17 protein-coding genes and 1 pseudogene are annotated in these 23,719 nt (G+C 35.0%); 16 read left to right on the top strand and 2 right to left on the bottom strand.

Annotation, left to right across the window (positions count from 1 at the left end; all coding sequences use genetic code 11):
• Window positions 1-217: 217 nt before the first annotated feature.
• The 13 genes and pseudogenes from AN960_RS25305 to ytaF all read left to right on the top strand — a co-directional run.
• Window positions 218-6,662: pseudogene (locus AN960_RS25305) on the top strand (Ig-like domain-containing protein); the annotation flags it as partial.
• Window position 6,663: 1 nt separating this feature from the next.
• Window positions 6,664-8,779 (top strand): Ig-like domain-containing protein (locus AN960_RS25300; protein ID WP_353611576.1); only part of this gene is annotated, 2,116 nt, incomplete at its 5' end.
• Window positions 8,780-9,442: 663 nt separating this feature from the next.
• On the top strand, window positions 9,443-10,036 hold the full coding sequence (locus AN960_RS07185; protein WP_056468898.1) for a TerD family protein: 594 nt from the start codon (window positions 9,443-9,445) through the stop codon (window positions 10,034-10,036).
• A 33-nt stretch (window positions 10,037-10,069) separates the two neighbouring features.
• Window positions 10,070-10,648, top strand: coding sequence for a TerD family protein (locus AN960_RS07180; protein ID WP_056468894.1), 579 nt, complete (start codon window positions 10,070-10,072; stop codon window positions 10,646-10,648).
• A 188-nt stretch (window positions 10,649-10,836) separates the two neighbouring features.
• Complete coding sequence (locus tag AN960_RS07175; protein WP_286131629.1) at window positions 10,837-11,043, top strand: helix-turn-helix domain-containing protein; 207 nt, start codon at window positions 10,837-10,839, stop codon at window positions 11,041-11,043.
• Window positions 11,044-11,066: 23 nt separating this feature from the next.
• On the top strand, window positions 11,067-12,686 hold the full coding sequence (locus AN960_RS07170; protein WP_056468888.1) for a YceG family protein: 1,620 nt from the start codon (window positions 11,067-11,069) through the stop codon (window positions 12,684-12,686).
• Between the two features lie 13 nt (window positions 12,687-12,699).
• A complete protein-coding gene (locus tag AN960_RS07165) occupies window positions 12,700-13,785 on the top strand; it encodes a toxic anion resistance protein (RefSeq protein WP_056468885.1) in 1,086 nt (361 codons plus the stop codon).
• Window positions 13,786-14,199: 414 nt separating this feature from the next.
• The gene (locus AN960_RS07160; protein ID WP_056468882.1) at window positions 14,200-15,195 is read left to right on the top strand and encodes an iron-siderophore ABC transporter substrate-binding protein; all 996 of its coding nucleotides are present in this window, start codon (window positions 14,200-14,202) and stop codon (window positions 15,193-15,195) included.
• Between the two features lie 13 nt (window positions 15,196-15,208).
• Window positions 15,209-16,270 (top strand): FecCD family ABC transporter permease, encoded by a 1,062-nt coding sequence (locus AN960_RS07155; protein WP_056469051.1) that lies wholly within the window; start codon window positions 15,209-15,211, stop codon window positions 16,268-16,270.
• 50 nt (window positions 16,271-16,320) lie between these two features.
• Entirely contained in the window at window positions 16,321-17,367 is a 1,047-nt protein-coding gene (locus AN960_RS07150) for a FecCD family ABC transporter permease (protein WP_056468879.1), read from the top strand.
• Between the two features lie 95 nt (window positions 17,368-17,462).
• The gene (locus AN960_RS07145; RefSeq protein ID WP_056468877.1) at window positions 17,463-18,293 is read left to right on the top strand and encodes an ABC transporter ATP-binding protein; all 831 of its coding nucleotides are present in this window, start codon (window positions 17,463-17,465) and stop codon (window positions 18,291-18,293) included.
• Between the two features lie 260 nt (window positions 18,294-18,553).
• On the top strand, window positions 18,554-19,264 hold the full coding sequence (gene tatC / locus AN960_RS07140) for a twin-arginine translocase subunit TatC (RefSeq protein WP_286131628.1): 711 nt from the start codon (window positions 18,554-18,556) through the stop codon (window positions 19,262-19,264).
• Window positions 19,265-19,453: 189 nt separating this feature from the next.
• Entirely contained in the window at window positions 19,454-20,095 is a 642-nt protein-coding gene (gene ytaF, locus AN960_RS07135; protein ID WP_056468870.1) for a sporulation membrane protein YtaF, read from the top strand.
• Window positions 20,096-20,158: 63 nt separating this feature from the next.
• On the opposite strand, the gene AN960_RS07130 is transcribed toward ytaF, so the two are convergent.
• Window positions 20,159-20,977 (bottom strand): COG4705 family protein, encoded by an 819-nt coding sequence (locus AN960_RS07130; RefSeq protein WP_286131627.1) that lies wholly within the window; start codon window positions 20,975-20,977, stop codon window positions 20,159-20,161.
• 160 nt (window positions 20,978-21,137) lie between these two features.
• Between AN960_RS07130 and AN960_RS07125 the strand changes: the two genes are divergently transcribed.
• A complete protein-coding gene (locus tag AN960_RS07125; RefSeq protein ID WP_056468866.1) occupies window positions 21,138-22,151 on the top strand; it encodes a S66 family peptidase in 1,014 nt (337 codons plus the stop codon).
• A gap of 39 nt (window positions 22,152-22,190) precedes the next feature.
• Here AN960_RS07125 and AN960_RS07120 read toward each other — a convergent pair whose 3' ends face one another.
• Window positions 22,191-22,418: a DUF6199 family natural product biosynthesis protein gene (locus tag AN960_RS07120; protein ID WP_056468863.1), complete on the bottom strand. Its 228-nt coding sequence runs from the start codon at window positions 22,416-22,418 to the stop codon at window positions 22,191-22,193.
• A 134-nt stretch (window positions 22,419-22,552) separates the two neighbouring features.
• Between AN960_RS07120 and AN960_RS07115 the strand changes: the two genes are divergently transcribed.
• Window positions 22,553-23,161 (top strand): histidine phosphatase family protein, encoded by a 609-nt coding sequence (locus AN960_RS07115; RefSeq protein WP_056468859.1) that lies wholly within the window; start codon window positions 22,553-22,555, stop codon window positions 23,159-23,161.
• Complete coding sequence (locus AN960_RS07110; RefSeq protein ID WP_056468857.1) at window positions 23,158-23,568, top strand: NUDIX hydrolase; 411 nt, start codon at window positions 23,158-23,160, stop codon at window positions 23,566-23,568. The genes AN960_RS07115 and AN960_RS07110 overlap by 4 nt, the downstream gene beginning before the upstream one ends.
• Window positions 23,569-23,719: the final 151 nt, after the last annotated feature.

Here is a 23,719-nt window from a genome sequence, read left to right as displayed (position 1 = left end):
CAACATTACAGAATTGTTATATAATTGTAAAGAGTTTGTAATTATTGGCTAAATTTGTAGAAATTGCTCGGTAAATCATAATATAGTTAATGGGCGATCACTACATTTTAGTGAGGGGGGGAGCGAAACTGTAATTATTTCCCAATAGTAAAATAGTCTTGTTTTTTGAGAGAAGGTTTTGGTTATTTAGAAATAATAAAAAAGTGGGGAAATTTTCATGCACAAAATAATGCATAGATACAAAAGGTATTTGGGTCTTTTGACGACGATCCTGTTGCTATTATCAACAGTTAGTCCACAAATGGCTAAAGCAGCCACTACAACTACTTTAGCGAAATGGGATTTTAGCAATGGTCAAGTAACTACACCATCGGCTGGAATACCTGAAAATATGAATAGTAATATAACGACCACTGGTTCCAAAGTTACTGGTTATAATGCCGGTCCATCTGGGAATGCAGTTATTAACGCAAACACTTGGTCAAACAATAGTTCATATTGGGAAGTTTCATTATCAACAAAAAACTACGAAAATATAACTCTTTCATCTAAGCAATATAGTTCTACAACGGGGCCAAAAGATTTCAAACTTCAATATAGTTTGGATGAAAACTCATGGGTTGATGTACCTGGTGCTTCTGTTTCAACGGGAAGTGGTACATGGTCAAGTGGGGGACAATTAAATAATGTAGCGTTGCCAACTGAGGTAAGTGACAAGAATTTAGTTTATTTAAGATGGATTGTCAATTCACCATTAGCTGCAAAAAATGACGGTAGTAATTTCAGTACTACAACTGGTACAAGTCGTATTGCTGATATCGTTATTAATGGTGACGCAACAGGATCAACACCGTTAGAAAAAACCGCTACACCTGACGCAGCAAAAATCAATTATTCAACAAACTCAACAGTGACAGGAAATGCTGGGGCAGTTACAAGTAATGCCGTTGTAAAAGTTTATAGTGATAATAATAAACTAGCAGGTACTACTACAGCTGCAGCAGATGGTTCATTTACTGCTACAATTACAAACTCACAATCGGTTGTCTATGTTACTGCACAAGAAAATGGAAAAGCTGAAAGTGATAAAGTTTCAGTCAATTTCTCAGGTTCGATCGTTCAGAAAACAGCCGCTCCAATAGCTACAAAAATTACTTTTAATTCGTATACAAATGTATCAGGTACTGCAGGTGCAGTTGCTGGTAATGCTATCGTAAATGTTTATTTTGATGACAATACAATAGTAGCAACTACAACAGCTACAGCAGATGGTTCATTTAACGTAACATTTTCAAATCCTGGGTCGAAAGCAGTCGTTAACCTAGTTGCTCAGGAAGCAGAAAAGAGTCCTAGTGATCGAACTGCTGTAAACTATACTGGTCAAACTGAAACCCCAAAAGGTATTTCACCAGGTGACGTAGTATTTAGCCAAATCTATGTAAATGGTGGTAATGGGGGAGCATTCTACAAAACTAAGTTTTTTGAACTTTATAATAATACAGATAAAAATATTAATTTAACTGGCTGGTCAATTGCTTATACTTCAGCATCAACAATGAACTTTGGAGCAGGGCAACCACTATCTGGTGTTATTAAAGCACATAGTTACTTCTTAGTAGCAGGTAGTACAGGTACGACAGGACAAGCACTTCCTGTGACTCCAGATATTACAACTACGTTAAATCCAAGTGGTTCAACTGGTGGCGCTTTAGTACTTGCAAAGAAAACGACAGCTGTAACAGGTGTTGATGATCAAGATGCAATTGATTTATTAGCATTTACGAATGGTACAGCAGTTTATAAAAATCCTTTATATTGGGGAAGCCCAATTTCAGACTCTACAATTGGTGGAGGAACGATTCAACGTAAAACAAATATTGGGACAGACCCACGTTCAGCATACGGAATTGGAAACGGTTGGTTTACAAAAGATCCTTCAAAAGATTTCGTTCTGAATAAACCATCAAGTGCGAACTATTCTGATGAGATGGCTGTTCATAACTCAAAATTTATGTCTTCTCCAGATGGTTCTAAAATAACTTATACAAAATCTGGTGGTACAGCAACTGTAACAGGACAAGCTGATTCAGTACCTGCTTCATCTGTTGTAAAGGCTTACATTGAGAATGGTGGTAAATTAACAAGTCAGCAACAAGTAACAGCAGCGGCCGATGGTTCTTTTACATTAAGTTTTGAAGACTCTAGTGATCAGACATCTATCTTCTTAACGGAAACGGATTCTGCACAACCTACTCCAAAGGAAAGCTATTACGCGAGAGTAGATGTGGCTGGTAAGTCAACAACAGTTACTTCAATTGGTGATTTAAGAAAAAATGATGAAAAAGGATTTCCAATCAACAATGGTTACTCAACGACAATTGAGGGAGTAGCGACTACAGATAATCTGCCTAATGGGGATGTGAATACAAATTTCTTTATTCAAGATTCAACAGGCGCAATCAATGTTATTAATCATTTGAATCCTTCTACTACGATTCAAGCAGGAAACAAATATAGCATTGAAGGACGAGTAGTATTTACGGCGGGGATGACTCAATTTATTCCAACAGCTATTCATTTTGTTGGAAATGATCATTTACCGGCAACTACAAATATTACAATCGGTGGGTTAAATGAAGAAACTGAAGGCAAATTAGTATCTTTCACTGGAAAAGTAACAAATATTCCATCAGATGGTCCAAATTATGATATTACAGTAAGTGATGAATCAGGCGATAATTTAGCAATCGTACGTATTCAAGGATCTTTAGGGACTATTGAACAAGGTCAAACTTACACTTTTACAGGTATCGTCAATCAATATAAAAAAGCTGCACCTTTTACTAGTGGATATCTACTTATACCTAGAAACGCAAGTGATGTAAAAGGTCAATTAGTGTTAAATCATACTCCGATTACAAAAGCTTATATAGGAATGGATGCTTCGTTTAATGCGATTGCAAAGAACGCAGATTCAGTTACGCTTTATTATAAAGGAGAAAACGAGACTTCATATCATTCAGTAATTATGGACTCTGCAGACCATATTAATTACAATGGTAAAATTTTAGAAAAGGATGTTCCAAAAGGAAAGTTCTACTATTATATTGAAGCGGAAAATGAAGAAGGCAAACAAGCTGTAGGTAGTTCTTCAAAACCATTTGAAGTGAATGTAGTAGATGATCAAGATGGTCCTAAGTTTTTTAATGAGTTACCTACAAATGGTGATAAAACTGATTCAAGACATCCTGAAATCGTTGTAAAAATGGATGATCCAAGTGGAGTCAATCTTTCGTCAGCAACTATTTCAATCGATGGTCAAGATAAAACTTCAAATGCAACAATTACTGATACAGAAATTAAATTAAATCTTACAACTGCTAATGAATTAACTGAAGGTGAGCATACAATAACTGTGTCTGCAAAGGATAAATTAAATAATCCTTCTACCTTTACATGGAAATTCACAGTTACAGAAAGATTTACTGGTGGAAATCATTACCGTGGAACGACACATAACCATACGAATATTTCACATGATGCAGCAGGTACTCCTGAAGAAGCATTAAAAGCTGCTGAAAAGTATCATTATGATTTCTTTGCATTCTCGGATCACTCTCACGATATCGATGCAAATCTTGTTAATAAAGATACTGTTGATCATAAAGGTTTTAAAGAGAGAACAGGTGGTACTGATTGGCAGTTAACAAAGGATTTAGCAAAACAGTATACAAAAGATGGTAAATTCGTTGTATTCCCTGCGTTTGAAATGACATCAACTACATGGGGTCACTCAAATGTATTCGGAACTGAAAATTTCATTGATCGTGTTGTAGATGGTGGCGCTTATCAAAATTTACAAAAGTATTATGGATGGGTATTAACATATGACAATATCGTTGCTCAATTTAACCATCCAAAAATGTCTGCAAATGCATTTGATAACTTCATCCCTTATAACAAAAATTTAGACAAGCTATTTACAATGCTTGAAGTAGGGAATGGATCAGGAAAATACTCTTATGCGAATGCAGAAGATAGCTACTATGGTGCGCTTGATATCGGCTGGCATGTTGCACCAACTTATGGTGAAGATAACCATGATGCAACATGGGGTCAAACGAAAAAACGTACTGTAATCGTAGCAAAAGATTTAAGTCAAGATGCTCTACTTGATGCAATGAAAAACAGACGTGTTTATATGTCAGAGGATCCAAACTTTTCGTTAGATGTATCTGCAAGTGGCTTTTATATGGGATCAACAGTGGATACTGATACGTTAGATTTTAATATTTCAGGTAAAGATCCAGTTTTAGAACAGGCTAGTGATCCTGATTATAGCTATATTAAAACTGCTTCTAACGATGCAATCGCTAAAGTAGAATTAATTACAAATCATGGAACAGTGGTAGACAAATATGTTCCAACAAACGATTCAACTTCATTTAATTGGAAGCCAAGCTTTACTGTAGTTGGAGGACAACAATGGTTCGTTGTTAAAGTTACACAAAAGGATGGCGATCAAATTTACTCTTCACCAATTTGGTCACAACAAAAAGACTTAGCAGTAAAAGTTAGTGATGTTACGACAAAAGATGGGGCGATTATTGGTGGACTTGCAGCTAATTTAACAGCGGGAATAAGTAACCAAGGATCTTTAGATGTTAAACAAGTAACTGCTCATTTCTATTATGATAGTATAGATGCTAATCATTTTATTGCAGATGCTTCAATCGATTCGCTTCCATCAAATTCATCAGCAAGTGCTAGTGTAACATGGACTGATCCAGTTCCAGGGACACATAAAATCATTGTTGTTTTATCAGCAGCTGATGGACATGATCTTGGTAATAACAAATACGAGCAATCATTTACAATTAAAGCACCATTAAACAAAGTTGTTATGATTGATGGCTCTCACAATAATGAGAACTCGAAACAAGACTCTGGCACATATAAAGATAACTTTAAATTATTTACAACGTTAATGAAGCAACAAGGCTATACTGTAGCAGAAAATTCTTCACCACTTACAGAACAAGTATTAAAGAATGTTAGTGTATTAGTAATTACACATCCAGCTACAGCATATTCTGCTAGTGAAATTTCTGATATTAATAATTTCGTGAAAAATGGCGGTTCATTATTGACGACAGAAAAGAGTAACTTTGGTGCTACAAATCAAAACATAAATAGCATTTTATCTGGTGTAGGATCAAGTATTCTAGTAAACAATGACGGTGTCTTTGATGAAACAACTGAAGGTAACTTCTGGGGTACACCATTGACAGCTAATTATGCTGTTAGATTACACCCAACACCAAATCAAAAAACGACATTAACAGATTTTGTTCCAACGATTGAGTATTATAGTGGATCAAGTCTAGCTAAAAATGATGGTTCGGGCAATAAAGTACCATTAACGGACAGTGATACTGTTACAGTTCTAGCTCAAGGTAATGAGTCTACATTCCAAGATACATCTACCATCAAATCAGATACTGTAAAATATAATGTTCAGACTTCTAATGGAAAAAATGGTCCTGCATTAGATCAAGTTACTGGTGGATCTAGTATTCCGATTATTGCTTCTGAACAAGTTGGTAATGGTCGAGTATTCGTTTCAGGTATGAATATCTTTAATGATAAACAAATGGATCAAACATATAATCCAAAAGGAAATGACCCGTTTGCAGTAAACGTTGTAAACTGGTTAGCTCATCTTGATACGAAAGTAAAGTCAATTGGTGATGCTCGTAAGCTTACAGAAGGAACGAACGCAGTTGTTGAAGGAACTGTAACAGCAATTTCATTCTTTGACGCTGCTTACATTCAAGATGATACTGGTGGAATTATGGCCTTTAATGATGTGCCAGCAGGAAGTTTACAAGTCGGCGATAAGGTACGCATATATGGTCATATAAAAATATTTGAAAATAACTTCGAATTAGAGTTTGGGAGTTTTACAGAAAGCGTTGTAAAGTTAGGCAAAGGAACTCCAGTCGAAGCAAAAGTTGTCAATACAAAGGATTCAAATAATGAAGAGAATCAAGGTCAATTAGTTAAAGTAACTGGTAAAGTCGTTTCTAAGTATGACGATAATTCCTATGTGATTGATGATGGTTCAGGATCAACATTAGTATTCACAGATGGATACGTTGTAAACCAAAGCGGACCTGTACCAAACCTAAATATTGGGGATACGTTAGAAGCAACTGGTCTAGCAGGTAAATTCTCAGAAGGAAATCGTATTCGAGTAAGAGATACGAAAGAATTAGTTGGAACTCATGCTGCTGCGCCAAAAGCTCCAGTAGTGAATGCTATTTCTGATCAAGATGAGAAAATTATCGGTACAACTGAAGCGGGAACAAAAGTAATTGCAAAAGTAAAAGGTAATGAAATTGCTAATGCAATAGCGGACAATACTGGTAACTTTGAAATGAAGATTACAAAACAAGTAGCTGGTACGAAAATTGTAGTAACAGCACTTGACTCAGCAAACAATGAAAGCGACGGAGTAGAAGTAATTGTAAGTGATCAGACTGCGCCAAAAGCTCCAGTAGTGAATGCTATTTCTGATCAAGATGAGAAAATTACTGGTACAACTGAAGCGGGAGCAAAAGTAATTGCAAAAGTAAAAGGTAATGAAATTGCTAATGCAANAATGAAGATTACAAAACAAGTAGCTGGTACGAAAATTGTAGTAACAGCACTTGACTCAGCAAACAATGAAAGCGACGGAGTAGAAGTAATTGTAAGTGATCAGACTGCGCCAAACGCACCTGTTGTAAATGCTATTTCTGATCAAGATGAGAAAATTACTGGTACAACTGAAGCGGGAGCAAAAGTAATTGCAAAAGTAAAAGGTAATGAAATTGCTAATGCAATAGCGGACAATACTGGTAACTTTGAAATGAAGATTACAAAACAAGTAGCTGGTACGAAAATTGTAGTAACAGCACTTGACTCAGCAAACAATGAAAGCGACGGAGTAGAAGTAATCGTAAGTGATAAAACGGCGCCAGATGCACCAGTTGTAAATGAGGTACACGATAATAGTACGTATGTAACAGGAAAAGCAGAGCCAGGATCAACAATCACAGTTTCAAAAGGGATTGTCATTCTAGGTCAAGCAGTAACAAATCAAGATGGTAACTTCAGCGTTTTATTATCTTCAAAACAAAGCGCAGGAACAAAATTATCTGTTGTTTCAACAGACAAAGCAGGTAACAATAGTTCAATAACTGAAGCAATTGTAGTAGATAAAACTACACCGATTGCCCCTGTTGTAAATGAAGTACACGATAATAGTACTTATGTAACAGGAAAAGCAGAGCCAGGAACAACAATCACAGTTTCAAAAGGGATTGTCATTCTAGGTCAAGCAGTAACAAATGAAGATGGTGACTTCACTGTTCTATTATCTTCAAAACAAAGTGCAGGAACAATATTATCAGTTTTTTCAACAGACAAGGCCGGTAATAATAGTTCAATAACTGAAGTAATTGTAGTAGATAAAACTGCACCGAATGCGCCTGTTGTAAATGCGGTACAAGATAATAGTACTTATGTAACAGGAAAAGCAGAGCCAGGATCAACAATCACAGTTTCAAAAGGGATTGACATACTAGGTCAAGCAGTAACAAATCAAGATGGTAATTTCAGCGTTTTATTATCTTCAAAACAAAGTGCAGGAACAAAATTATCTGTTGTTTCAACGGACAAAGCAGGTAATAAGAGTTCAGTGACGGACGTAATTGTAGTAGATAAAACAGCTCCTATCAAACCAGTTGTTAATGTTGTAAAGGATTCTGATACACATGTAACTGGAACAGCAGAAGCAGGTTCGACGATTATCGTTTCTGTAGGAAATAAAACTCTTGGTTCAGTAAAGACATATAGTAATGGAAGTTTTGACGCTGTAATTGCAAAACAATCAGCTGGAACAGTATTAACAATTGTTTCTACTGATTCGGCAGGAAATACTAGTGCAACAGCTCAAGTAACAGTAATTGATAAAACTCCTCCAATGAAACCAGTTGTCAATGCAGTAAAAGATTCAGATACGAGAGTAACTGGAACAGCTGAAGCAGGATCAACGATTAAGGTTTCAGTAGGAAAAACAATTGTTGGCCAAGGTGTTGTGGACAAACAAGGAAAATTCAGCATTCAATTAAATTCAAAGCAAAAGGCAGGAACAGTATTAACGGTTGTATCGATTGATAAAGCAGGAAATACTAGTACGACAGCTCAAGTAACCGTAATCGATAAAACACCTCCAACGAAACCAGTTGTCAATACAGTAAAAGATTCAGATACGAGAGTAACTGGTAAAGGTGAAGTTGGGTCCACAATTAAGGTTTCAGTAGGAAAAACAATTGTTGGGCAAGGTACTGTAGATAAACAAGGGAAATTCAGTATCCTATTAAAAACAAAGCAAAAGGCAGGAACAGTATTAACGGTTGTATCGATTGATAAAGCTGGAAATACTAGTGCAACAGTTCAAGTAAAAGTAATCGATAAAACACCTCCAAAAGCACCAACTGTTAAAGCTGTAACAAATAAAACAAAAGTTATTACAGGAACAGCTGAAGCAGGTTCTAAGATAGTAGTTAAGAATGGTTCTACTAAAATTGGGGAAGCAACTGCTAATAGTAGTGGTAAATTTACGATTAAACTTAAATCTTATTTAAAGACTGGAACGACTTTAAAAATTACTTCTACGGATAAGAGTGGAAATGTAAGTAATGCGACTACAATTAAAGTAAAGAAGGGTTGATCAAATCGATAAACCACCCCTTAAAAGGGATATTACATTTTCAAGGTAACATTCATTAGATAAAGGATTGGGGCTGTCTCATAAGTCGGGTTAACTGACATAAGGGGCGGCCTCCTTTTAATTTCTTGGACGTCTCAGTAGGTGGAGGGTATCCCGGCTACGATTTTCAATAGGAATTGAAAAAGTTGGCCATTTTTTTGATAATTAGCAGGTTTTTATTCGATTTAGTAAGAATTAACACAAATTTACTAGTTTTCTATTCGAAGATTTCTACTAATTTATAATGTTTAGGTTAAAATACCTTAACTGGTACGGGTAATATTTAATTTTAATTGCTATTCTGTGGAATTTAATTGCGATTCTCAAATTTTAATTGCAGTTTTGCCAATTTTAATTGCGATTTTCAGAATTTATTTGCAGGCCCTGTTTATTAGCACAAATAGACTCCTTAATTGTTATCCCCCAACTATCATCCGAACTTGCACAAATAAATAATCTACAAGGCTACTCAAGACAAACTCACCAAACGGTTTTATCACAAGAAAATGGAACATATTCCACAAAAAACTAAGTTGTTAATAGAATTTCGAAAACTTATATGATAATATTAAACTATGAATCACGCAAGCGTGATTAATACATGATAAGGAGTGTTAATAGCATATGGCAATTTCTTTACAAAAAGGTCAAAAAGTCGACCTTACAAAAGGAAGAGCGGGACTTTCCTCTTTAATTGTAGGTTTAGGTTGGGATCCAGTGAAAAAAAGTGGCGGTTTTTTCGGATTTGGTAAACAAGAAAATATTGACTGTGACGCTTCTGTTTTAATGTTAGATGAAAATGACAGGTTAAGAAGTGCAAGTGATGTAATCTATTTTGGAAACAAAAAAAGCTTATGTGGTAGCGTAGTACACTCAGGAGATAATCTAACTGGTGATGGAAACGGTGATGATGAGCAAGTATTTGTTAACTTAAATAAGGTGCCATCTTATGTACATAAACTTGTATTTGTTGTGAATATCTATGCTTGTGTTCAACGTAAGCAAGATTTCGGTATGATTAAAAACGCATTTATTCGTGTAGTAGACAAGTCAGCAAACTCTGAGTTAGTACACTACAACATTACTGATAATTATTCAGGTTTAACTGCGTTGTTCCCTGGTGAGATTTATCGCCATAATGGAGAGTGGAAGTTCTCTGCAGTAGGAGAGGGAACAAAGGATATAGCAATCGATAAAATTGTTCAACGTTTTCAATAAATAATAATCAAATAAAAAAGGAGTGTATTTAAAATGACAGTAAATTTATTAAAAGGACAAAAGGTTGATTTAACAAAAACAAATCCTGGTTTAACGAACATTGTTGTTGGATTAGGTTGGGACACTAATAAGTACTCTGGTGGAAATGACTTTGACTTAGATTCATCAGTATTTTTATTAAATGGTGCAAGTAAATGTGCATCTGAAAAAGACTTTGTATTTTATAACAATACTGTAGGTGGAAATGGGTCAGTTGAACACAATGGAGATAATAGAACTGGCGCTGGTGATGGTGACGATGAGCAAGTATCAGTTAATCTAGCAAACGTTCCTGCTTCAGTTGAAAAGATTGCATTTGCGATTACGATTCATGAAGCTGATGTACGTAACCAAAACTTCGGACAAGTAAGCAACTCTTATGTTCGAATTTTAAATGAAACGAATGGGGAAGAGTTAATCCGTTATGATTTAGGTGAAGATTTCTCAATTGAAACTTCAGTAGTTGTAGGTGAATTATATCGCCACAATGGCGAATGGAAATTTAATGCGATTGGTAGTGGATACCAAGGCGGTTTAATTTCATTAGTTAGAGATTACGGATTAGACGCTTAATTTTACCTAACAAAAAAGTAGGTTAATAGTTAAAGGGGGAAAGTGTTTATATTTCCCCTTTATTATCATTTAGTACATCTTTAGAAAGATAGTGAGGAATAAGTTTCTAAAGATGTCCTAGATGGTAATTAAGTTTAAAATGTTTTCCTAATGTAATGTTGCATTATTTGGAAGTTCGGGGTGGGATTTTGAATAAACAAAGTAATACGATAAATTTAAATGATCCAAGTTTACTTAGTTCGCGTCAAGCGTGTCATGAATGGGGGATCAATGACTCAACATTACGGAAACGAATAAATGATTTTCCAGAAGGTACGATACGTAAATTTGGTTCCTCTTGGGTAGTAACTCGTGAAGGTATGTTAGCAGTATTCGGACAACCAAAAATGAAATAATGACATCGGAAAGGAGTATCTATATGTCTGTGATCAACCCAAAAGCAATGGATATTAATCAACATGAGTGGTTGAGTATCTTGAAACAACCTTTGAAATTAAGACAATCTTATCAAGTAGAAGGTGAAACCATACAGTTTAATCAAATTGCATGGCGAATTTTAGGAACAAACATTGATGAAGACGAGTATTTTGAAAACTTATATGAACTAGTACATGACGAGTCTTTAAATGTCATTCTATTAAGCGATGATTTAAACAAGACAATTTCGAATGATATGTTGCAAGCAGTTCAAAGAATAGTAACAATAAACACTGCTGAAAATGGATTGTCAGTGAACAGACTAATTGCATTCCTTGAAGGTGAGCGATTAATTCCGAAACACGAAAATCAGAACATACATAGACATATTCGAGAGCAAATTAAATCTGTATTATCTATCTTTAAAGATTCACATAAAAATGGATTCCTTGATCCTAATTTTAGAAGGATAATAGTTGATCTCGTGAAATGGTTACATAACCATGTAAATAAATGGATTGAGAGTTTTCCTAATAGTTCTCCACTGATCTTATGGTATGGTGACACAACGTTAAGTGAATGTTATTTCCTTTACTTACTAATCCTTTTAGGTTTTGATGTTGCTATATTTCATCCTGAGGGCAAAGATTCATTATCTCATTTATTGGGTACCAAGAGCGACGGAATTAAAATATTACCATCAACGACATCTTTAGTACCTTTTCCAATAGAAAAGCCAGTTAGAAAGAGTACAGTTGCCCATAGAGCAACAAAGGAAATTGAGAAATTATTACATACTGAGGATTCATTATTATATAAACCATGGCAATTTAGAAATTATGCTCCTCGATCAATTACGTTAAAAACAACCTTTGATGAACTATTCATTTTACATAAAGAAAGAGCAATGTTACGTCCTAATTTTCAAGTAAAGGACAATAGTGTTGAAATACCAGTTTTCTTTATGAAGATTTTAGGCGTGACAAAAAATCACCGTGAATACTGGGAAAAGATTGGCCAACTAACTGAAAGCAATTTAACACTTAAAATAGATAAATTTCCATTTACCCAATTAGTTAAAGGAAACCAACAATATCATTATCAAAATGCTTTAGGGCGTGACGGGCTACTTGATCCTGATAAGATGATGGCTAGTAACTGGTGGAGATATAAGGAACTTCCAAGCGGATTACAGTTTGGTCTAGCTTCTGCTATATCCAGATATGTTGACCGAGCTAATATTAAGTCGCTACCAAATGAAACAATGGATCAGACACAACTATTTTTATTTAGCCAATCAATGAATATACCAAATGAAATATTAAGATTACTACAACAGTTTGATTATACACAGCAAGTTCCAAAATTAATTATTTATAATACAGAAAGAGATGGTGAACTAAATAGAAACGACGCAGCACTACTTCTTTTATTAAATGAGTTTGGAGTGGATCTAGTTTTACTTAATCCGACGGGTCAGAATGATATCGAATTATTCGTAGATGACAAATTATTCGATTCTCATTGGCTAGATGAAGTTACTTTTGATACTGAATTTCAAGTGTTGCGAGCATCAGGACAGTCACTAATTAAAAATCTATTTAGAAAAATAGTTAAATAAAGGGGAACTTAAAATGTCTATAAATACACTTACTAGTTTAGAAAAGCAAGATGAAATTTTACAAGCGAATGCAAATGATATGAAATTACAATTAAGAAATGAACCTGAAGTACACCGTTTAGCAAGTTCAATAGACCATAAAAATCAAATAGCTTTATTGGAGTATGGGAAAGAGCCAGCAACTGAAATTTCAACCTTCTCAGGTAAAATATTAAATACAATTAAAGCTTCTAGTATGGAAGAATCTAGCGTTCTATTGAAACAATTAGGGAAAATTATGGACCGCTTTGATGCGAAAGATTTTGCAGAAGAAAAAGGGCTTTTTTCAAAAATTTTTAATCGCGGTCAAAAGTTAATTGATAAATTATTTGATAAATATCAATCAATGGGTACTGAAATTGATAAAGTCTATGTAGAAATTACAAAGTATGAACACGAAATGAAAACATCTACAAATACATTAGAACAACTATACGAGCAAAATGTAACATATTATATGGAGTTAGAAAAATATATTGTAGCTGCAGAAATGAAAGCAGAAGAGTTAAAAACACAGCTGCCTGCTTTAACTGAAAGAGCTGGATCAGGTAATCAACTTGCTATGATGGAGTTAGATTCCTTAAAGAATGCAATCGAGTTACTTGAACAACGAACTTACGATTTAGAAATGGCAAAACAAGTTGCTTATCAATCAGCTCCGCAAATTCGCTTATTACAACGTGGTAATACTAAACTAATTGGTAAAATTAACTCAGCATTTGTAACAACAATTCCAATTTTTAAAACTGCATTAATTAATGCAATAGCAGCTAAGAGACAAAACTTAGTAGCGCAATCAATGAATGAATTAGATAAGAGAACAAACGAATTATTATTACGTAATGCCAATACAATTTCACAGCAAAGTGTTGATATTGCTAGATTATCAGGTTCTCCTAGCATTAAGATTGAAACGATGGAAGAAACTTGGAATATCATCATGAAGGGTATGCAAGAAACAAAAGCGATTGAAGAAGAAAATAAAATTCAACGTGAACAAGGTAAATTGCGTTTAGAACAGCTGCAAGAAAACTACATTAAGCTTAAACAAGGAAAGTAAAGATATTAAGGGGTATTCGATCGTTTTGAAAAGTCAGTGGCCGACAAGCTACTGACTTTTTTTGTATTGGGTTTTTACTGAACGCTTCTTAATTATTTACTTAACACTGAATTAAATAGTGTTTCTTCTTTAGATAATCGGGGAGCCTTTTTAGTAAAATTTGATTCTTTTATGTTGAAAAATGTTATTATAATATAATGAGATGGAATGAAAAGTTAAAGCAAAATACATAGGCGTTGTAAATAAATGGAAGATTAGAATGGTGGCACTTAACTAAATGATTAAAGTTGACAAGTGGATAATTCTGAAAGTTCTGTAACAATGACGAAAATATATTGACAATAAAAGTCTCTTTAGTATAATTAATGATTGAAAATGATTATCAACTTCAATGTTAATTAAGGAGAGAACGAAATGATTAGCAATATCAAAATGCCCAAATTACTTGGGATTTTTATGTCTTTATTTTTATTGATTGGTCTAGTTGGCTGTTCATCAGATTCAAGTAAAAAGTCAGATAAAAAGTCTTCAAATGAATCCGCTGTCACAGTTGATACTAAATTCGGAAAAGTGGAGATCAAAGGGCATCCAAAACGTGTTGTTGCTCTAGGTTGGGGAGATGCAGAGACGGCACTAAGTCTTGGAGTTGAACCAATTGGTGCGAGTGACTGGCTTGCTTTTGGTGGTGACGGTGTAGGACCTTGGTTAAAAGGTGCATATAAAAAATCACCAACTATTCTTGGAACAATGGAACTTGATTATGAGAAAATTGCTTCTCTTAAACCAGATTTAATTCTTGATGTAAAATCTTCAGGTGATGAAGAACGATATAAACGCCTTTCAGAGATCGCACCAACGGTTGGAGTTCCTAAGGGTGGAGATAATTATTTAACGAATACTACAGATCAGGTGCGAATGATTGCACAAGCACTTGGTAAAGTTGATAAAGGTGAACAATTACTTAAGGATGTAGATGTGGCATTTGATAAAGCGGCTAAGGCAAATCCTGAATTTGCAGGTAAAACGGTTGCAGTTGGTGCTTATGATTCTTCAGGGTTTGGTGCATACGTAAAAGGTGATTCTCGTGTTGATTTTGTAACGCGACTTGGATTCAAAAACAAGGAAGAGATTGAAAAATTAGCTAAGGGTAACTACTTTATTAAAGTTGCTGACGAAAAGTTAGATCTATTAAATGCTGATCTTACGATTGTTTTACCTATTTTTGTTGATCCAAAAGAGATAGCAAATAATAAACTTTATCAGAAGATTCCTTCTGTAGCTGACGGAAGATCAATTATTCTTGATACAAATTCATCAAACGCATTCTCAACAGGAACGGTTCCTGCATTATTATGGGCAATTGATAATTTACCACCACAGTTTAAAAAAGCATTAGAAGGCGGGGAGTAATACAGTGACAACGATGAAGCAACCAAAAAACAAAACGACTCAAGTAGTTGGGAATAATGCAAAGACAATTACTTCAATGAGGTTGCAACGATTTTTGGGCTTCATCGTAGCACTATTACTTTTAGTAGGCGTAGTGTTCATGAGTTTAATGATCGGTGCTAAATCAATTCCTTTTGGGGTAGTATGGGATGCGTTGTTTTCACCAAACAATAGCTATGACCACACGATCATTCAAAATACAAGGATACCACGAACAGTTATTGCACTAATTGTTGGTCCCGCATTTGGACTAGCTGGAGCATTAATCCAGGTACTGACTAGGAATCCTCTAGCAGACCCTGGAATTCTTGGTGTAAATGCTGGGGCAGCCTTCGCAGTTGCGATAGGGGTTGGTGTATTTTCTGTTACATCGATGTCTGCCTATATGTGGTTTGCACTTGCTGGTGCATTAATAGCGACAATTGCTGTGTATGTTATAAGTGGAGGAGCTGGTAAAAAGGCTCCTACACCTGTACAAATTACACTTGCTGGAGTAGCACTTGGTGCCACTTTGAGTGGGATTACTACATCATTAACATTAATAAATAGTAAGGCATTTGCACGAATGTTAAACTGGAGTGTTGGGACATTAGCTAGGAGAAGTCTTGATGACCTTTGGCTTGTTCTACCCATTTTAATCGTTGGTGCATTATTAGCTTTTGTCATTACTCCTGCATTAAACGCGATTGCCTTCGGAGATGATCGTGCCTCCTCTTTAGGAGTAAATGTTGGTGTAACTCGAGCAATAGGTTTGATTGCAATCACGCTATTAGCTGGCGGGGCTACTGCGATAGCTGGACCAATTGGTTTTATAGGTTTAATGGTCCCGCATTGTGTACGATGGTTTGTCGGTCCAGACCAATTCTGGATTTTTCTATACTCAATAGTGGTAGCACCGATCATACTCATCCTTTCAGATATTATTGGTAGAGTTGTATTGTTACCTTCAGAAGTTCCAGTAGGAATCATAACAGGACTAGTTGGAGCACCGATTCTACTGATTCTTGTTCGTAGACGTAAAGCGAGTGGATTATAAAATGAAAATGATTTGTGGCATAGGTTTGAATGTAAGAAGGAGTGAATATTATGCGCCCCATTAATTATGGTAGGCACTATCTACAACTGAAATGGCCTGTAAAGGCGCGAATTGATGTGAGGAGCATGATTGTTACGGCAATCCTTCTTATAGCCACGATTGCAATTGCAATGTTTGCATTAATGGTAGGTACACTGAAATTGAGTGTTCACGAAGTTTTTTCTGCTTTAATTGGCCAAGCGACAGGGATGACGAGAACTGTCGTAGTCGAATGGCGTTTACCACGGGTGGTGGCTGCGATTGTTTTTGGAGCAGGTTTAGCAATAAGTGGCATGATTTTTCAATCAATTACTCGGAACCCATTAGGGTCTCCTGATATCATTGGTTTTACCTCAGGCTCTTATACTGGAGCACTTATAGTGCTACTTGTCGCTAAGTCGACTTCCTATATTAGTATAGCCGGTGGGGCTTTGATTGGCGGATTCACAACGGCTCTCCTTATTTATTTGCTTGCTTTTCGAAAAGGAACGCAGAACTTTCGCCTAATTATCGTCGGCATAGCAGTTTCGGCGATTTTAGGAAGCATCAATTCGATGCTGCTTATTAAAAGTGATGCAGAGGTTGGGTTAACTGCAGCGGCTTGGGGAGTTGGATCATTGAATGGAATAGATTGGAAACAAGTAGTCCCTCCAGCAATTGCTGTCATTATTCTCATTATATGTGCTGGGATTATGAACAGACCATTGCGCGAAATGGAGTTCGGCATGGATGCTGCAAAATCTCATGGTGTTCCAATTGAACGATCCCAAATCTTACTGATTCTTATTGCAGTTGCATTGACGGCTGCTCCAACAGCGGTAGTAGGGCCAGTTAGTTTTGTAGCGCTTGTTGCACCACAAATAGCTAAACGTATCACCAAATCAGAAGAGAGTATTTTACCAGCAGCGATGATGGGAGCGTTTCTTTTACTAGGAGCGGATGTTCTTGCGCAAAGAGTAATTCCAGGAACAATTTTTCCGGTAGGTGTAGTAACTTTATCATTAGGTGGAATATACTTAGTTTGGCTATTATTTCGTCAAGCACGATCAGCAGCTTAAACGAAATAAAAATGTACAAGGTTTAGTAGGAACATTCTCGCAAAAGGGGTTTCATGTATTACGATATTCTGATTGAAAGAAGTTGAAAATGAATTATGAAGTTAACAGCGTCAGAAATTCAAAGCCAAAAGACGATTCAAACAGAGTCTAGGCTTTGGACAGAAAACATTACAATCAAATACGATAATCGGGTAATATCCAGAAACCTTTCAGTACAAATTCCAGACGGATCATTTACAGTAATTGTTGGTCCAAATGGATGTGGGAAATCAACCTTACTCCGAACACTTTCAAATTTGTTAAAGCCATCTGAAGGGCAAATTTTACTAGATGGAAAAGCGATTACATCTTATAAGTCAAAGGAAGTAGCTCGTAAACTAGGTTTGTTACCACAATCTTCAACTGCTCCAGACGGTATAACGGTAGCGAATTTGGTCGCACATGGCCGATACCCATATCAGAGTCTTATAAGACAATGGACTGATGAAGATGAAGCAGCAGTGATGTCTGCGATGGAGCTTACAAATACGAGTGATTTGTCACATCGATACGTTGATGAGCTTTCTGGTGGACAAAGACAAAGAGTTTGGGTCGCGATGGTACTTGCCCAACAAACACCAATGCTCCTTCTTGATGAACCAACAACTTACCTTGATATTGCTCATCAAATTGAGTTGTTAGAGTTATTTAAAGATCTTAATCAACAAGGGAATACATTAGTTGCTGTTTTACATGATTTGAATCATGCTGCGAGATATGCAGATAATATTATCGCTATGAAAGATGGCCAAGTTATTGCACAAGGAGATCCTCGGGAGATTATCACTGCAAAACTAGTCGAAGAAGTCTTCGGTTTAAAGTGCATAATAATAGAAGATCCAATAGCTAATACACCACTAGTCGTTCCTTTAGGTAAGGATAGTTAACTTGTGACTTTGGGTTAATATCACTAATAAAAAAATAAGTGAAAATAAATACATTACACTTATTTTTTTATTAGTGATTTTTTGTATAGCTAATTTTTCTAGCTAACTTATTTACAGTCATTCGTTCATCTATTTTTATAACATGATTATTATTAAAAAATTTTAATTTGAACTAATTGTATTTGTTTGAAATAATCAATAGTGGGATCAAAAAGTATTTATTACAATTATTCTAGTAAATGACAAAGCGGAGAATTCATATGAATAAAGAAATGGAAGTAGTCGATCATCTTGAGGAACTGCGTAAAAGAATAATCATTACAGCAGTTACTTTTATTGTTCTATTTATAATTGGACTCGTTTATGTTGAACCAATTTATAAATTCTTAACAAGGGATTTAACATATAAACTAGTCGTACTAAGTCCTGGGGACATATTATGGGTATATTTTTCGATATCTGCAGTTTTTGCGGCCGTTTTTACGATCCCGGTTGCAACTTGGCAAACTTGGTTATTTGTTAAACCGGGTTTACATCCTTCTGAACAAAAAGGGATAGGATTTTATATACCCGCGTTATTTTTTCTGTTTGTTTTTGGATTAGTTATTGGTTATTATTTTGTTTTTCCTAATATCCTTAGATTCCTAACTATAATGGGACAAGGTATGCTTGAACAAAACTACACAGTTGATAAGTATTTCTCTTTTCTATTTAATCTAGTCGTTCCATTTGCTGCATTTTTTGATATGCCAGTCGTAATTATGTTTTTAACAAAGATCGGCATTGTAAAGCCTAGTTACTTACAGAAAGTGAGAAAATATGCATATTTTATCTTAGTAATCGTGGCGTGTTGTATTTCACCACCAGACTTTATTTCACATATTTCAGTCTCGATTCCATTAATTTTATTATATGAACTAAGTATATTAACATCTAAATCGGTATATAGAAAAAAAGAGGTAAATGAGTAAAAGCTCATTTACCTCTTTTTGTTTAATAGCTTTTGTATAAGGTTCATTAAAAAGTCTTAACACTCATAATCTTTTTATTAGTAAATTTTTAAACTTTGAACAAGTTGACTAATCATAAATTCTACATAGGTTATAAAAAGCTAGGCAAATAACTTTTGTCGGAAAAAGATGAAGTAAGGAGCATAAACTATGCATTATTCAATTTGGATCACTGTTTTATTTCTTGCCTTTTCATCTAGTATTGATAATTTTGGAGTAGGAATAACATATGGAATTCGAGGTATAAAGGTTGGTTTATTAGCGAATTTAATTATTTCAATCATAGCGTTTATTTTTAGTGAAGCAGGTATTGTTGCAGGAAAATATTTATCAAAAGTGTTCCCAGGAACACTGTCTAATGTAATCGGTGCATTTTTTTTACTGGTGATTGGACTTAGAATTGTTCTACTTACTTTTCCGAGAAAAGATAAAAAGACTATAGTAAATGAAGATGACGAACCAGTTTCAAATATCGTTACAAATTATTTAAGTTCACCGGAAAAAGCCGATGTTGACCATTCAGGAGACATAAGTAGTTTTGAAGCAATCATACTCGGGACTGCTGTTTCAATGAATGCACTTACGAATGGCTTAGGTGTTGGTTTAATCGGACTTTCACCATTTGCAATATCTATAGCTGCTAGTATTTTTAGCTTTTTGGCCATTTGGTTAGGAGTTCTTTTAGGAAAAAAAGTTGCCAATGTAAAAATTGGTGGATGGTCACTTGGACAGTTTAGTTCCATTATTAGTGGAATAATATTAGTGTTGATTGCGATACACAATTTAATATAAAAATAAAATTCGAAAAGAGCTGATGACAAAATTTCAACATCAGCTCTTTTCTTTAATATGTTATTAAGCGATTGTAGATTGGGCGAAATCATCCTCATTTTGTACATCTTTCTTTGAAAAAGAAAGATATCCAACTAGGATAATGATGATAATCGATAATACTAGGCTTACTGGCCCACCACCGAATCCAAGTCCACCGTGCTTTTGAGATACAGAACTCCAGTCAGAAAATGACGCTCCAACAGGTCTAGTCATAATGTAAGCAAACCAAAATGAGAAAATTTCATTTAGCTTGAAGAATTTTCTACCAATTACTGGTATTGCTAATAACACTGCGAACAGTAGACCTGATGTAAAATAACCTAAATGCATTGTTGATGCCGTCATATCGCCAGCAGCAGTTCCTAAAGCGAAAGTTCCCATAACAACCGACCAATATAAAATCTCACGGCGTCGTGTGTATATACTGTGGATCGAAAGAGTTTTCTCCATCTTATACCAAATCATAAAAATAATTGCCAACGAGACGGCAAAAAACACGGTTGATATTACGTATGGAACGCCAAGACCAACGTGTACCACGTCTGCAGCTACTGTACCAAATACACTAATCATTACAACAACTAACCAATAAATACTAGGTACATATTTACGGACTTTAAATTGTAAGTACAAAGACAGAATTAGGACGATTAAAGCTACTGCAACACCTATTACTGGCGTTAAAGTTTTTACGATATAATCGGAAAAAACTTCGCCCATACCAGTCGTTACTAATTTAGTAAGCCAGAAAAAGATTGTTACTTCTGGGACTTTTTTAAATATATTTTGTATTGGTGCACTTGTTGTCTTATTTGTTTGCTTTTGTTCAATCATTTCCATTTCATAATCCTCCTTACTGGATTTAAATAAAATGTAAACAAGTTTTATGAAAATAGAATGAAAAACGGGTAGGAATTATGAAAAATCCAGGATTTAGAAATTTTGGTTGTATATCCTTTCGCATTCAATTAGAATCAATTAAAAGAAAATGGGTGATAAAATGATTAAGTATCCAGTTTTTAAAAGTGGTGCAACGATCGGAGTGACCGCACCATCATCTGGCTTAAAAGAGCAGTTCCACGAATTGTTGAAGCAGTCGATTCACCGCATGGAAGAAGACGGATTTAAAGTGGAATGTGGAGATGTTGTTTGGACACAGGACAAAGCAAAATCAGCGAATGCTAACAAACGTGCAAATGAATTAAATGTAATGATGGATGATGAGAAAATAGATTTAATTTTTCCGCCGTGGGGTGGAGAGCTTGCAATCGAGATTCTTGATCAATTAACATTTGAAAGCTATAAAGATAAATGGATTTTAGGATATTCTGATACGAGTATTATTTTATTAGCATTTACTTTAATAACAGGCATTGCTAGTGCACACGGTACGAATTTAATCGATTTAAGAGGAGAATACTCCGACGAGACAACGGCTATGTGGCAGAAGGTATTAGCAACTAAATCCGGTGGCTCCATCACTCAAACTTCATCAGAATTGTTCCAAGTAAAATGGCAGCATGAAAATCCAACTCCATATGTATTTCATTTATCCGAAAAAACAAATTGGAAAACTACTTCGAAAAAAGATGAGAAAATTCAAGGAAGATTGCTTGGTGGGTGTATTGATGTGATTAGACATCTTGTCGGAACACCTTATGGTGATGTGCGTTTATTTAGAGGTAAATATATTGGAGAAGAACCAATTATCTGGTATTTTGAGAATTGTGAAATGAATACAACAGATTTAAGAAGATCCTTAGTGCAGATGAAATTAGCCGGATGGTTTGAAAATTGCTCAGGGATATTATTTGGACGTAGTGCGTCAAATCAAACTGTCGATAACTATACAATAGAAGATGTATATAATGAGTTAAATGAAGAATTAGCAATCCCGATTATTTATGATATTGATTGCGGGCATGTACCACCTCAAATTACTTTAATTAACGGAGCATTTGCAGAAGTAGAAGTAAGTGGTGGAAAAGGTAAGATTGTTCAGTCTTTTATTTAATTCAAAACATGAAGCGTTTTTTTTTTATAAAAAGAACGCTTATTTTTTAATTAAAAAAAAGAAAACAAGAGCCATTATTGTAACAATCACCGTGAAAATACCAATCAATACTTTTGTGTAAAGAATATATCCATCAGAAAGTTCGGGTTCTTCTTTATACATCCACCGTCTACCCCATAATATACTTTCCCTTGTATCAAAAAAGGACCATAACAAAATAGCGTATACAGGAATTAATAAAATAAAGCATACAAACTTACCTACCATAGTTTCGCCTCCTTTTTAGATAAATTTTAATATTTTAGAACACATTTTCATTTGTTTACTGAAAAGTTTGAATATTAATGTTATAATGGCATTCCGTGTCTCAAAAAAGTGTTTATTAAGAGAGGATGGATATTATGGAAATTTTATTAATTCGTCATGGTCAATCTGAGGCAGATCTATTAAATGTACATGAAGGTAGAGCAGATTTTTCTTTAACTGATTTAGGGATTAAACAAGTTCAAAAAATGGCTGAAAGAGTAAAAAATGAATTTGCACCAGAATTAATCTGGTCGAGCACTCTAAAAAGAGCGATAGAAACTGCAACAATACTTTCAGAAAATACAGGATGCGAAATAAAATTTGAAGACGATTTAATGGAACATAATAATGGTGTTCTAGCAGGAGTATCATTTGAAGAAGCAAAAAAGATCCCTATGCCTGAGCATCCTCATGAAAGAGTAGAAAATGGGGAGTCTGCAATCGAATTTCGAATGAGAATGGAAATGATTTTTTCGAGAATTTTAGCAAGTTCAACTAATTTTAATCGAATTGCAATTGTAGCTCACGGTGGTGTTATACATAATTTAATCCATTCATTTTTAAAAATGCCGATTCATACAGACTTTGGATTTTTTACTGGAGATACAGGTATTCACTTATTAGAGATTAATGAAAGAGGTAGATTGATCCGTTTTCTAAATGATACGAATCATATTAAGGATCTAGTAGAGGTGGCAAAATGAAAAAGGTTAATGTAGTTTATACGCTTATTTATGATGATTTAAATAAAAGTGTTTTAATGGTACAAAATGAAAATGAAGTTTGGACCTTACCTGGCGGTGCTGTCGAAGAAAATGAAACGCTAAAACAAGCAGCAGTACGAGAGGCGTATGAGGAAACTGGATTAGAAGTGGAAGTAGGAAATATAGTCGCAATTAACGAAGCTTTTTTTCCTGAAAGAGGGCATCATGCAATTTTAATTACATTTAGTGCAAAAATAATAGGTGGAAATCTAGTCATTTCACAAGAAGAGGAAATCCTACAAATTAAATGGATGGATCTCCAAACGGCAAATCAATTAATGCCCTATCATAAGTCGGGAATCGAAAAATTATTAGAATCATCTGTTCCTTATACATTTCAAGGGTAAGTATGTTAGTTAATTTTTATAGAGATTATGGGGATTACTAAGTGCTTTAGTCTCTTAAAATCGTACTCGTCTCCTAAACCCCCGCATTTAATCCTGCCCTTTTTTGTCTTGTATAAGTGCTTAAAAGACTATAACATAGTAATATTATGGC

The sequence above is a fragment of the Bacillus sp. FJAT-25509 genome, assembly GCF_001420605.1.
In the GTDB taxonomy this organism is placed as follows: domain Bacteria; phylum Bacillota; class Bacilli; order Bacillales; family Bacillaceae_G; genus Gottfriedia.
This window is presented reverse-complemented; position numbering and strand designations above follow the sequence as displayed.